The organism is Streptomyces sp. NRRL F-6492 (genome assembly GCF_001280125.1).
GTDB lineage: Bacteria > Actinomycetota > Actinomycetes > Streptomycetales > Streptomycetaceae > Streptomyces.
In genome coordinates, this window is the sequence record NZ_LGEG01000035.1 from 1 (window position 1) to 13283 (window position 13283).

General features: G+C 70.5%; 8 protein-coding genes. 7 read left to right on the forward strand and 1 reads right to left on the reverse strand.

The window, feature by feature from the left end:
* A partial coding sequence (locus tag ADL08_RS05280; RefSeq protein WP_053640938.1) for a TPM domain-containing protein occupies positions 1–1987 on the reverse strand: 1987 nt, incomplete at its 3' end.
* A gap of 223 nt (positions 1988–2210) precedes the next feature.
* Here ADL08_RS05280 and ADL08_RS05285 point away from each other — a divergent pair.
* The 7 genes from ADL08_RS05285 to ADL08_RS05315 all read left to right on the forward strand — a co-directional run bounded on the left by ADL08_RS05285 (position 2211) and on the right by ADL08_RS05315 (position 13264).
* Positions 2211–4640, forward strand: coding sequence for an ABC transporter family substrate-binding protein (locus ADL08_RS05285; protein ID WP_053640866.1), 2430 nt, complete (start codon positions 2211–2213; stop codon positions 4638–4640).
* Positions 4641–4953: 313 nt separating this feature from the next.
* A complete protein-coding gene (gene typA, locus ADL08_RS05290; RefSeq protein WP_053640867.1) occupies positions 4954–6855 on the forward strand; it encodes a translational GTPase TypA in 1902 nt (633 codons plus the stop codon).
* 541 nt (positions 6856–7396) lie between these two features.
* A complete protein-coding gene (locus ADL08_RS05295) occupies positions 7397–9034 on the forward strand; it encodes a peptide ABC transporter substrate-binding protein (protein WP_053640868.1) in 1638 nt (545 codons plus the stop codon).
* Positions 9035–9204: 170 nt separating this feature from the next.
* Positions 9205–10137 (forward strand): ABC transporter permease, encoded by a 933-nt coding sequence (locus ADL08_RS05300; RefSeq protein ID WP_053640939.1) that lies wholly within the window; start codon positions 9205–9207, stop codon positions 10135–10137.
* Entirely contained in the window at positions 10130–11089 is a 960-nt protein-coding gene (locus ADL08_RS05305; RefSeq protein WP_053640869.1) for an ABC transporter permease, read from the forward strand. The genes ADL08_RS05300 and ADL08_RS05305 overlap by 8 nt, the downstream gene beginning before the upstream one ends.
* Before the next feature lie 14 nt (positions 11090–11103).
* Positions 11104–12159: an ABC transporter ATP-binding protein gene (locus ADL08_RS05310; protein ID WP_053640870.1), complete on the forward strand. Its 1056-nt coding sequence runs from the start codon at positions 11104–11106 to the stop codon at positions 12157–12159.
* Positions 12152–13264, forward strand: coding sequence for an ABC transporter ATP-binding protein (locus ADL08_RS05315; protein ID WP_053640871.1), 1113 nt, complete (start codon positions 12152–12154; stop codon positions 13262–13264). Before ADL08_RS05310 ends, ADL08_RS05315 begins: the two co-directional genes overlap by 8 nt.
* Positions 13265–13283: the final 19 nt, after the last annotated feature.

Here is a 13283-nt window from a genome sequence, read left to right on the forward strand (position 1 = left end):
CGCCCCTTCCGCCCCCGCCGAACAGGCCGCCGAGGATGATGCCGCCGAGCACCGCGCCGCCGAGCCCGCCGCCGGCGTTCCCGCCCGCCCCCGGCATCCCGCCCGGACCGTTCGGGTTCCCGTAGGCGCGGACGTCCCGCTCGGCGAGGTCCTGCGCCCGCCGGGCGAGCGCGTCCGCCCGCCGGGCCTCCGCGAGGGCGGACCGCGGGTCGTCGCCGTCCGCGAGGGCCTGCGCCTTCTCCCAGCGGCGCCCGGCCTCGGCCAGACGCGTGCGGGCCTCGCTGCCCACCGCGCCCCGGTGGGTGGTGACGTAGTCGGAGGCCGCCCCGATCGCCGAACGGGCCGTCAGCATCGCCTGGTCGAGGAGTGCGCGGGCCCGCCGCGCACCCGACTCGCGCTCCCTGGCCCCCTCCAGGGCCTCGTCGAGGGCCGTGTCGGCCTCCTCGACCCGGCGCAGGGCGCCGATCGGGTCGTACCGCCCGGCCTCCGTGCTCCGCCGCACCTCGGCCACCACCGCCTCGGCGCGGGCGATCCGCCCCTGGAGGTCGGCCGTGGGCACCCCGGCGGCGGTCCCCTCCAGCAGGCCCCGGGCGTCCGCGAGGTCCGCGTCCGTCTCCGCGAGCACGCCCGGCAGCCGGCCCACGGCCTCGGCCAGCTCCTGCGCCCGCCGGTCCACCGCCTCGATCAGCCGGGCCGCCTGGTCCACGGCGCCCTCGGCGGCCCGGACGTGCACGGCCGCCGCGCCGTTGTCACCCGCCTCGATCCGCCGCCGGGCCTCTTCGACGTGCGTGGTCACGAAGACCAGCCGGTCCTTCGCCTGCTCGACGTCACCGGCGACCGGCGAGGCCGCCGTCTCCGCGTACCGCTCGCGCATGGCGGTCAGCGCCGCCTCGGCCGTGCCCATCCGGGCCGTCTGCTCCCGCAGCGCGGCCTCGACCGAGGCCAGCGCCTCGGGGGCGGTCCGCTCCAGGGCGCGGAGCCGGTCGAAGGACTCGGTCTCGGCGTCGAGCCGCGCGTCCGCCTCCTCGCAGCGGCGCAGGATCTCCTCCAGCATGGACCGGCGGGTCGCGTCGTCCTCGGGGAAGGCGTCGTCGAGCTTCTGCCGCAGCCGGAACGACGCCGTCAGCTGCTCCCGGGCGAAGGCGAGGGACTCGGTGAAGGGCCGCACCGCCTCCTCGCCGAACTGCGCCGACGCGAAGCCCAGCTCCTCCTGGCTGGTGCGGACGGCGTCGTCGGTGGCGACCAGGGTCCTGCGCGCCTCCCCGTCCAGCTCGTCCAGGGTCGGCGGCGCGGGCTCCCCCGGCGGCCCCCAGCCCTGCCCGTCCCCCGGCGTGGTGCGGGTCCCGGCCCGGCGGCGCCGCCTGGTGTACGCGTAGGCCGCCACCGCCCCGGCGCCGCCGACGAGCACCGCGGGCAGGATCAGGTCGGAGCCGGAGGGGCCGTCGTCGGCCGCGCGGCCCGGGTCGGCGGGCCCGGGGGTGACCGGGGGAGCGGTGACGGGCCGGCCCGAGAGGACGGCGGCGTAGCCGTCCGCCGCGCCGACGGCGGCGCCCGCCCAGTCGTTCTGCCGCAGCGCCGGTTCGATCGCGGTCCGCGCGACCTCGTCGAGCCGGTCCCGCGTGAGGCCGGAGCCGGGGTCGGCGGAGTAGCCGTACCGCCGGTCGTGGGTGGCGACGGCGAGCAGCAGGTCGTCGCCGCCGAACCCGTTGCGCTCGGCGGTGGCGTCGGCCCAGTCCTGGCCCGTGCGCCCGGAGAAGTCCCGTACGTAGACGACGAAGAGCTGGACGCGCTCCGTCTCGTACAGCCGGTCCAGGGCCTGCTCCACGGAGGCGCGGCGGTCGCGCAGCGCGCCCACCCGGTCGGTGATCTGCCCGTCCCGGGACAGCACGACGGGGTCGTCGGCGCGGGCACCGGGTACGGCGGGGACGACGAGCCACCACGCCGCCACCAGGACCGCGAGGAGGGCTCGGGTGGCTTTTCGCGTCACAAGCGTGAGGTTATGTCCGGGTATGTCGGTCCGCGACCGGGCCCGCGGCCGGGCTCGTGCGACCGGACCCGTGCGGCCGGGGCGGGGGTTGGGCCGCCCGAGTGGCATTTTCCGGCCATTTCGCCGTGTCGTCATGGCCGGATCCTTTTCCTCCTTTTCAGTGGATGAGCAGGAGGTGTGATCATCTCCAAATGGAATGAATCTGGACGAAGGGGTACAAGACATGTCCCAGATCGGCGCCCCTCGCGGGGGGACATGCCCCAAGAGCCCCCGCACCCGGACGCTCCGCACCGTCGCCACCCTCACCAGCGCCGTCCTCGCCGTCACCGTCCTCGCCGGATGCAGCGCGGACGACGCGCCCGACGCCGCCCCGGTCGCGGCCCGGGACGACGCGCCCGCCCCGCGCGACCGGGTCGCCGACGGCGGCACCCTGCGCTGGGCCGTCGACGCGGCGCCCGCCACCCTCAACGCCTTCCAGGCCGACGCCGACGCCGCCACCTCCCGCGTCGCCGGAGCCGTGCTCCCCGCCCTCTACACCCTCGACGGGCGCGGCCGGCCCCAGCGGAACCCCGACTACCTGGAGTCCGCGCAGGTCATCGAGACCGAGCCCAAGCAGGTCGTCCTCTACAAGCTCAACCAGCAGGCCGTGTGGAGCGACGGACGCGAGATCGGGGCGCCCGACTTCGTCGCCCAGTGGCGGGCCCTGAGCGGCCGCGACACCGCGTACTGGACCGCCCGGAACTCCGGCTACGAGCGGATCGAGAAGATCGAGCGGGGCAAGAACGACCTGGAGGTGCGGGTCACCTTCGCCAAGCCCTACGCCGACTGGCAGTCCCTCTTCACCCCCCTCTACCCGAAGCAGGTGATGGGGTCCCCGGGCGCCTTCAACGACGGCGCGCGCACCGCCCTCAAGGCCACCGCCGGACCGTTCCTGCTGAAGTCGGTCGGCGCCGAGGGCGGCGACGTCACCCTCACCCGCAACCCCCGCTGGTGGGGACAGGCCGCCAAGCTCGACACCGTCGTCCTCAAGCCCGTCCCCCGCGCCGACCGGGCCGACGCCCTCGCCGCCGGCACCCTCGACCTGGCCGAGATCGACCGCTCCACGGCCGAGCGGATCTCCCTGGCGCTCAAGGACGCCCGCGCCGGCCGCAACGGCGCGCAGGCCGCCCTCGCCCACGGCCCCGGCTCCTCGATCACCCCCTCCAAGGCCCTGGCGTCCTGGGCCCTCGCCCACGGCTCCGACGAGGAGAAGGCGGAGGAGGTGCGGGCCGCCCGCAAGAAGAACCAGGAGGCGATCGCCCGGTACGCGGGCGCGCAGGACACCCTGGCGAAGTACGTCGTCCGCAAGTCCCTGGAGCCCGCCTACACCCAGCTCTCGCTGAACGGCGAGTCCGGACCGCTCTCCGACGAGCGGGTGCGGCGCGCGGTGGCCCGCGCCATCGACCGCCAGGAGCTGGCCGAATCCGTGCTCAAGCCGCTCGGCCTCCCGGCGAAGCCCCCCGGCAGCCACCTGGCCCTCGCCGGCCAGGCGGCGTACAAGGACGGCAGCGACGCCCTCGGCGGCCAGGACACCGAGGAGGCGCGCGCGCTCCTCGCCGACGCCGGCTGGGTCCCCGACGGGGCGGCCGAGCGGCCCGCCGGCACGAAGGCGGGCAGCGAGGCGGAGAAGGAGAAGGCGGAGGCGGAGAAGAAGGCGGAGAAGAAGGCCGGGAAGCCCGCGGAGGGCACCGCCACCGCCACCGCCACCGCCGACGCCAAGAAGAAGAGCGACGACGCCTCCGGGGACGCCCCCTCCGACGAGGGCCTCTACATCGTCGGCGACGACAAGCCGGGCGACCGCCGGGCCGCCCCCGCCCCCGCCCCCGGCTCCGAGAGCGACCCCCGGGCCCTCGCCGCCGCCCGCCAGAGCGCCGCGCTCCAGGCCAGGGCCGGGGTCCTCGGCACCCGGGCCGAAGCCCTCGACACCGGTACGGGCTCCGCCGCCCGGGTCGGCGGCCGGCCGGCAGCCAACCCCGACCAGGGGGTCGCCGGGGCCTACGCCCCCCGGGGCACCGCCGCGCCCGCGGCCGTCCCCGGATCCGGCCAGGCCCTCGGCAAGGACGGCAAGGCCCTCAGCCTCCGCTTCGTCCTGCCGTCCGGGCCGGGCTCCGAGCCGCTGCGGGCGGTGGGGGACCGGATCGTCCGGATGCTCGACGCGGTCGGGATCCGCACCGAGGTCAGCAAGGTCTCCGACGAGAGCTTCTTCAAGGACCACATCGCCTCGGGCGACTACGACCTGGCCCTCTACTCCTGGCCCGCCTCCGCCTTCCCCGCGACCGACGCCCGGCCGATCTTCGCCAAGCCCGAGCCCGCCTCGGACGGCTCGCTCATGGTCGAGCAGAACTACTCCCGGGTCGGCACCGACCGCATCGACCAGCTCTTCGACCAGGCGGCGGGCACCCTCGACGAGGAGGAGGCCCTGGAGCTCGTCCGCCAGGCCGACGCCCGGATCTGGGCCGCGGCCGGCTCCATCCCGCTCTACCAGCGCCCCCAGCTCGTCGCCGCCAGGGCCGATCTGGTGAACGCGGGGGCCTGGGGCTTCGCCGCCCCCCGCTACCAGGACATCGGCTTCCGGAAGGGCGGGTCCACCAAGGGGTCCGAGCGGACCCGGTAGAGGCACGGCACGGAACCGCTGAACCCGACGAAAACGCCGAAAGCTCTGAAAGCGCAGGTCACAACCTCAGAACCAGCTCAACTTCCTTGCCCGCCGGCGTCCCCGGCGGGCAGGATCGCGTCGGCCCCTTGACCCGGCCGCACGACCTCCCCCACACCCTCGAAACCTCCCAGTAGACCCTCTCGGAACCCGGGCGGGGAAGCCTCTTGCGCGGCAGCCCCGTACCATAGGACATAGCCGTGGCGCGTCCGCCCGGCGGGCGTAAGAGGAACTGACGCCGATTCCCACGATCCGAGAGAAGCGCAAGCCACCCATGCCCACGCGCCACGACATCCGTAACGTCGCCATCGTCGCCCACGTCGACCACGGCAAGACGACCATCGTCGACGCCATGCTCAAGCAGGCCGGTGCCTTCGCCGCCCACCAGCAGCTCGACGACCGCATGATGGACTCGAACGACCTGGAACGTGAGAAGGGCATCACGATCCTCGCCAAGAACACGGCGGTGAAGTACCACCCCAAGGACGGCGGGGCCCCGATCACGATCAACATCATCGACACCCCCGGCCACGCCGACTTCGGTGGCGAGGTCGAGCGCGGCCTGTCGATGGTGGACGCGGTCGTCCTCCTCGTGGACGCCTCCGAGGGTCCGCTCCCGCAGACCCGCTTCGTGCTGCGCAAGGCGCTCCAGCAGCGCAAGCCCGTCATCCTCTGCATCAACAAGACGGACCGCCCGGACTCCCGGATCGACGAGGTCGTCAACGAGACCTACGACCTGTTCCTGGACCTGGACGCGGACGAGGACCAGATCGAGTTCCCGATCGTCTACGCCTGCGGCCGTGACGGCATCGCCTCGCTGACCAAGCCGGAGAACGGCACCGTCCCCGCGGACAGCGACAGCCTGGAGCCGTTCTTCTCCACCATCCTGGAGCACGTCCCGGCCCCGTCGTACGACGAGGAGGCGCCGCTCCAGGCGCACGTCACCAACCTCGACGCCGACAACTTCCTCGGCCGCATCGCGCTGCTCCGCGTCGAGCAGGGCGAGCTGCGCAAGGGCCAGACGGTCGCGTGGATCAAGCGGGACGGCACGATCTCCAACGTCCGCATCACCGAGCTGATGATGACCGAGGCGCTCACCCGCAAGCCCGCCGAGGTCGCCGGCCCCGGTGACATCTGCGCCGTCGCCGGCATCCCCGACATCATGATCGGCGAGACCCTGGCCGACCCGGAGAACCCGATCGCGCTGCCGCTGATCACGGTCGACCAGCCGGCCATCTCCATGACCATCGGCACCAACACCTCGCCGCTCGTCGGCCGGGGCGGCACGGGCAAGGGCGCGGACGCGAAGTCCGCGGTCAAGCAGCGCAAGGTCACCGCCCGCCAGGTCAAGGACCGTCTGGACCGCGAGCTCATCGGCAACGTCTCGCTCCGCGTCCTCGACACCGAGCGCCCGGACGCCTGGGAGGTCCAGGGCCGCGGTGAGCTCGCGCTCGCCATCCTGGTCGAGCAGATGCGCCGCGAGGGCTTCGAGCTGACCATCGGCAAGCCGCAGGTCGTCACCAAGCTCGTCGACGGCAAGGTCCACGAGCCCGTCGAGCGCCTCACGGTCGACGTCCCCGAGGAGCACATGGGCGCGGTCACGCAGCTCATGGGCGTCCGCAAGGGCCGCATGGACAACATGTCGAACCACGGCTCCGGCTGGGTCCGCATGGAGTTCGTCGTCCCGTCCCGCGGCCTCATCGGCTTCCGTACGGAGTTCCTCACCAACACCCGCGGCACGGGCATCGCCCACTCGATCCACGAGGGCCACGAGCCGTGGTTCGGCACGCTGACGACCCGTAACAACGGTTCGCTCGTCGCCGACCGCGCCGGTGCCGTCACCGCCTTCGCGATGACCAACCTCCAGGAGCGCGGCGTCCTGTTCACCGACCCCGGCACCGAGGTGTACGAGGGCATGATCGTCGGCGAGAACTCGCGCTCCGACGACATGGACGTGAACATCACCAAGGAGAAGAAGCTCACCAACATGCGCTCCTCCTCGGCCGACTCCTTCGAGGCGATCGTCCCGCCGCGCAAGCTCTCCCTGGAGCAGTCCCTGGAGTTCTGCCGCGACGACGAGTGCGTCGAGGTGACCCCGGAGGCCGTGCGCATCCGCAAGGTGATCCTGGACCAGAACGCGCGTGGCCGCGCGTCCTCCCGCGCCAAGAACGCCTGATCCGCAACCGGTTCGACCGGTCCGCGCGCACGACTGAGCCCCGCCGGCCCCGGCGGGGCTCAGTCGTGCGCCCCGTCGCCGCCGGGCCCGCCCCGGCCCGTCCCGGGCCGTCACCGGGACCACCTGCGAAGATCGGGGCGGGAGGGCGTCGCGAGGGCCTCCGCGGGACCGGTGGAGGAGGGTGGCTCCCGCACCCGCCGTCAAGTCGAATTCAGCGACCCCGCGTCCGGATACCGGTCATCGCTCTCCGGAACGTGTATTAACAGTCCGTTTCGGGGGTGTCTGTCTGGACTCACTTTGTCCGGATTTCGGTACCTCGGGGTGGAGTGATGTTGTCAAAACGAGACCACTTAAGTGTGGTTTACGGCCCGGGCGTACTTAATAGTTGGCTCCATTGAGCTCGGGTCAATGGGTCACGCACTGTGGGGAGTGCCGACTCACGAGCACACTCGGGGCACTTGAGTGCATAGCCGTCAGGGGTGTCGGCGAAACTCGGAGTGCCCCTCTTGTAGTGACAAAGTGGACTCATGAGGAGGAACCCATGCGCGGTGCCAAGAGCGCCAAGTGGGTAACGGGCGCGATCATCGTCGCCCTTGCTGCGACCGCCTGTGGCGGGGGGAAGAGCGACGGCGGCAGCGACGCCAAGGGCGCTGTTGACCCGAACGGGATCTTCTCCATCGAGCTCGGTGAGCCCGAGAAGCCCCTGTACACCGGCGACACGATGGAGTCCAACGGCTCCGCCGTCATGGCCGGCCTGTTCTCGACCCTGGTCGACTACAAGGCCGACGGCTCGCTGGAGATGATCAACGCCGAGTCGGTCACCACGACGGACTCGAAGACGTGGACCGTCAAGCTCAAGCCGGGCTGGACCTTCCACGACGGCACCCCGGTGACCTCGAAGTCCTACGTGGACGCGTGGAACTGGAACGCCAACGTCAAGAACGCCATGGGCCTCAACTCGTGGTTCGCCGACATCAAGGGCTTCGAGAAGCTCAGCCCGGCCGAGGAGGGCGCCAAGCCCACCGCGGACAAGCTGGACGGTCTGAAGGTCGTCGACGAGAACACCTTCACCATCGAGCTCTCGAAGGCCGTTCCGTACTTCGGCCACAAGCTCGCCTACATCGTCTTCGCCCCGCTGCCGGAGGTGTTCTACAAGGACACCAAGGCCGCCGGTCAGAAGCCGGTCGGCAACGGTCCCTACAAGTTCAAGAGCTGGGACCACAAGAAGCAGATCGAGATCGTCCGTTACGACGACTACAAGGGCCCGAACAAGGCGAAGAACGGCGGTGTGGTCTTCAAGAACTACACCACCCTCGAGGCCGCCTACGAGGACCTGAAGTCGGGCAACGTCGACGTCCTGCGTCAGCTCGCCCCGAAGGACCTCCCGGTCTACCGCCAGGACCTCGGCGACCGCGCCGTCGACCAGGCCTACTCCGCGGTCCAGACCATGGCCGTCGCGTTCTACGCCGACCAGTGGAGCAAGCCGAAGCCGGTCGACCCGAAGGTCATCCAGGGCCTCTCGATGGCGATCGACCGCGCCACCATCACCAAGACGGTGCTCCAGGGCACCCGCGAGCCCGCCACCGGCTGGGTCGCCAAGGGTGTGCTCGGCTACCAGCCGAACGCGGTCGACGTCACCAAGTTCGACCCGACCAAGGCCAAGGAGCTCATCAAGGCCGGCGGCGGCGTCCCCGGCAACAAGATCTCCCTGCAGTTCAACGCCGACGGCGGCCACAAGGAGTGGGTGGACGCGGTCTGCAACTCCATCACCCAGTCCACGGGCGTCGCCTGTGTCGGTGACGGCAAGCCGGACTTCCAGGCCGACCTGACCGCTCGCAAGACCAAGCAGGTCAAGTCGTTCTACCGCTCCGGCTGGGTGCTCGACTACCCGGTGAACGCGAACTTCATCTCGGACCTGTTCCGTACGGGTGCGGCGGGTAACCAGGGCGGCTTCTCCAACAAGGAGCTGGACGCCAAGATCGCCAAGGCGGACTCCGCGGCGACGCTGGACGAGTCGGTCAAGCAGTACCAGGCCATCGAGAAGGACCTGGTCAACTACATGCCGTCCATCCCGCTCTGGTACTACAAGGTCAACGCGGGCTACTCCGAGAAGGTTTCGGGCGTGGCTTACGGCCAGGACGGCGACCCGATCCTGACCGGCGTCGAGGTCCACAAGTAAACCCGAAAGCGTAGTCCGCACGCCGTCACGGGACTGACGGACCGTCAGTCCCGTCTCGGTGCCTTACGCAGCGGCTGGGGGGCCCTTCCACGGCATCGTGCTGCCCGAATCCGGGCAGTACGTCGGGGGAGGGCCCTCGGCTGCGGCCGTCACATCTCAACGGAGGCATGATGGGGCGCTATGTCGCACGACGACTGCTCCAGATGATCCCGGTTTTCTTCGGGACAACCCTGCTGATCTTCCTCATGGTCTACAGCCTGCCCGGTGACCCCGTGGCCGGTCTGTTCGGAGACAAGGGGGCGTCCCCCGCGACCATCGCGGAGATCAGACACAAGCTCGGCCTCGACCAGCCGATCCTGAAGCAGTACTGGGACTACATCAGTGGAATCCTCTTCCACTTCGACTTCGGTACGCAGATCCGCAACGACCGGCCTGTGACCGAGGTGCTGGGCGACGCGTTCCCCGTCACGATCCAGCTGGCCGCCCTCGCCTTCGCCTTCGAGCTCGTCTTCGGCCTCGGCCTCGGCATCATCGCCGGCCTCCGCGCCGGCCGCATGGCCGACAACGCGATCCTGATCTTCACGCTGCTGATCATCTCGATCCCGGTCTTCGTGCTCGGCTTCCTGATCAAGATGGTGTTCGCCTTCCAGCTCGAATGGATCGCGCCGAACGTCAGCAACCAGCAACTGCTGTCCGAGATGATCGCCCCCGCCATCGTCCTCGGCGGCCTCTCCCTCGCCTATGTGGCGCGGCTCACCCGCACCTCCATGGCGGAGAACCTGCGCGCCGACTACATGCGCACGGCCGTCGCCAAGGGCCTGCCGAAGCGGCGCATCATCGGCGTCCACCTCATGCGCAACTCGATGATCCCCGTCGTCACCTTCCTCGGCACCGACATCGGCGCCCTGATGGGCGGCGCGGTCGTCACCGAAGGCATCTTCAACGTCAAGGGTGTCGGTGGTCTGATCTACGAGTCGATCAGCCGTCGCGAGGGCAGCACCCTCGTCGGTCTCGTCACCGTCCTGGTGGTCGTCTACCTCATCACCAGCCTGCTCATCGACCTGCTGTACGCGGTCCTGGACCCGAGGATCCGGTATGCCTGACGTGACCAAGACCGCGGCCGCCGCATCGGTGGACGCCGTCACCACCCCTCCGGTGGAGACGTCCGCCCCGCAGCCGCCCAAGGCGGAGAAGCCCCGTTCGCTCTGGGGCGACGCCTGGCGCGACCTGCGCCGCAACCCGTACTTCATCGTGTCGTCGGTGCTCATCTTCTTCCTGCTGCTCATCGCGGCGTTCCCGGGGCTGTTCACCAGCGCCTCGCCCACGGCCGGCGACCTCGTCAAGCACTACGTCGGCAAGCCCGAACTCGGCAACGTCGGCTCCCCGGGCTGGCTCGGCTACGACATCCAGGGCCGCTCCGTCTACGCCCGACTGATCTACGGCACCCGCGCCTCGATCATCGTCGGCGTCTGCGTCACCCTGATCGTCACCGTGGTCGGCGGCGCCATGGGCATGATCGCCGGTTACTTCGGCGGCTGGATCGACGCGGTCCTCTCCCGCCTCACCGACGTCTTCTTCGGCATCCCCTTCCTGCTCGGCGCGATGGTCGTCCTCCAGGCCTTCGTCGAGCGCACCGTCTGGGTCGTCGTCTTCGCCCTCGCCTTCCTCGGCTGGACGCAGATGGCCCGCGTCATGCGCGGCGCCGTGATCACGGTCAAGCAGGCCGACTACGTCCACGCCGCCAAGGCGCTCGGCGCGGGCACCACCCGGATCCTCTTCCGGCACATCCTGCCGAACGCCATGGCTCCGGTGATCGTCGTCGCCACCATCGCCCTCGGCGGCTACATCTCCGCCGAGGCGACCCTGTCCTACCTGGGGCTCGGCCTCGCCGCCCCCACCGTCTCGTGGGGTGTCGACATCTCCGCGGGTGTTCAGGCGATCCGTACGTCGCAGCACATCCTGCTGTACCCGTCGATCATGCTGAGCCTCACCGTTCTGGCGTTCATCATGCTCGGCGAAGCCGTCCGCAACGCCCTCGACCCCAAGCTGCGCTGAGGAGGGCGTAAAAGATGAGCATCATCGACAAGACCGCGGCCGTCCCCGCGCCGCGCGACGGGTCCGGCACCGGCCCCCTGCTCGAAGTCCGCGACCTGCACGTCGAGTTCCACACCCGTGACGGTGTGGCCAAGGCGGTCAACGGCGTCAACTACTCGGTGAACGCCGGCGAGACCCTCGCCGTCCTCGGCGAGTCCGGCTCCGGCAAGTCCGTCACCGCCCAGGCCGTCATGGGCATCCTCGACATGCCCCCCGGCAGGATCCCGCAGGGCGAGATCCTGTTCCGCGGCCAGGACATGCTGAAGATGTCCGAGGAGGAGCGCCGGAAGATCCGCGGCCGCAAGATCGCGATGATCTTCCAGGACGCGCTGTCCTCCCTGAACCCGGTCCTCAACGTCGGCTACCAGCTCGGCGAGATGTTCCGGGTCCACCAGGGCCTGTCCAAGAAGGACGCCAGGACCAAGGCCATCGAGCTGATGGACAAGGTCAAGATCCCGGCCGCCAAGGCCCGGGTCGCCGACTACCCCCACCAGTTCTCCGGCGGCATGCGCCAGCGCATCATGATCGCCATGGCGCTGGCCCTGGAGCCGGACCTGATCATCGCCGACGAGCCCACCACGGCTCTCGACGTGACCGTCCAGGCCCAGGTCATGGACCTCCTCGCGGAGCTCCAGCAGGAATACAACATGGGCCTGATCCTGATCACCCACGACCTCGGCGTCGTCGCCGACGTCGCGGACAAGATCGCCGTGATGTACGCCGGCCGGATCGTCGAGCAGGCGCCCGTGCACGAGCTGTACAAGCGCCCGGCCCACCCGTACACCCGCGGCCTGCTGGACTCGATCCCGCGTCTGGACCAGAAGGGCCAGGAGCTCTACGCGATCAAGGGCCTGCCGCCCAACCTGCTCCGCGTCCCCACCGGCTGCGCCTTCAACCCGCGCTGCCCCAAGGCCGAGGACATCTGCCGTACGGAGATCCCGGCCCTGGTGCCGGTCACCGAGCAGGACGGCACGGACCTTCCGGGCCGCAAGAGCGCCTGCCACTTCTGGAAGGAGACGATCCATGGCTGACATCGGCAAGAACGACGAGGCCGTGGCCGCCGCCAACGAAGAGGCCCTGGTCGCCGCCATCGAGGCCCCCGTGGTCCGCGGCGAGCCGATCCTCCAGGTGCGCGGACTGAAGAAGCACTTCCCGCTGACGCAGGGCGTCCTCTTCAAGAAGCAGGTCGGCGCGGTCAAGGCCGTGGACGGGGTCTCCTTCGACCTCTACCAGGGCGAGACCCTCGGCATCGTGGGCGAGTCCGGCTGCGGCAAGTCCACGGTCGCCAAGCTCCTGATGAACCTGGAGCGGGCCACCGCCGGCGAGGTCTTCTACAAGGGCCAGGACATCACCAAGCTGTCCGGGCGCGCGCTGAAGGCGGTCCGCCGCAACATCCAGATGGTGTTCCAGGACCCGTACACCTCGCTCAACCCGCGCATGACGGTCGGCGACATCATCGGCGAGCCCTTCGACATCCACCCCGAGGTGGCCCCGAAGGGCGACCGGCGCCGCAAGGTGCAGGAGCTCCTGGACGTCGTCGGTCTGAACCCGGAGTACATCAACCGGTATCCGCACCAGTTCTCCGGCGGTCAGCGCCAGCGCATCGGCATCGCCCGCGGCCTCGCGCTCAACCCCGAGATCATCATCTGCGACGAGCCGGTCTCGGCCCTGGACGTCTCCGTCCAGGCCCAGGTCATCAACCTGATGGAGAAGCTCCAGGACGAGTTCAACCTGTCCTACCTCTTCATCGCGCACGACCTGTCGATCGTCCGGCACATCTCGGACCGCGTCGGCGTCATGTACCTCGGCAAGATGGCCGAGATCGGTACGGACACCGAGATCTACGAGCACCCGACGCACCCGTACACCCAGGCGCTGCTCTCCGCGGTGCCGGTGCCGGACCCGGAGGCCCGCGCGCACCGCGAGCGGATCATCCTCACCGGTGACGTCCCCTCGCCGGCGAACCCGCCGTCGGGCTGCAGCTTCCGCACCCGTTGCTGGAAGGCGCAGGAGCGGTGCGCCCAGGAGGTGCCGCTCCTCGCGGTGCCGGCCGCCTTCCAGGGCCAGGACACCCCGGCCGCCCACTTCTCGGCGTGCCACTTCGCCGAGGAGAAGCAGGTCGTTCCGGTGCACTGACACCCCGCGCGGTTCTCCA

What these genes read in the sequence shown, in the direction of transcription:
- ADL08_RS05285 (WP_053640866.1), top strand. Translation starts at nt 2,211, where the DNA reads ATGTCCCAGATCGGCGCCCCTCGCGGGGGGACATGCCCCAAGAGCCCC.
- typA (WP_053640867.1), top strand. Translation starts at nt 4,954, where the DNA reads ATGCCCACGCGCCACGACATCCGTAACGTCGCCATCGTCGCCCACGTC.
- ADL08_RS05295 (WP_053640868.1), top strand. Translation starts at nt 7,397, where the DNA reads ATGCGCGGTGCCAAGAGCGCCAAGTGGGTAACGGGCGCGATCATCGTC.
- ADL08_RS05300 (WP_053640939.1), top strand. Translation starts at nt 9,205, where the DNA reads ATGGGGCGCTATGTCGCACGACGACTGCTCCAGATGATCCCGGTTTTC.
- ADL08_RS05305 (WP_053640869.1), top strand. Translation starts at nt 10,130, where the DNA reads ATGCCTGACGTGACCAAGACCGCGGCCGCCGCATCGGTGGACGCCGTC.
- ADL08_RS05310 (WP_053640870.1), top strand. Translation starts at nt 11,104, where the DNA reads ATGAGCATCATCGACAAGACCGCGGCCGTCCCCGCGCCGCGCGACGGG.
- ADL08_RS05315 (WP_053640871.1), top strand. Translation starts at nt 12,152, where the DNA reads ATGGCTGACATCGGCAAGAACGACGAGGCCGTGGCCGCCGCCAACGAA.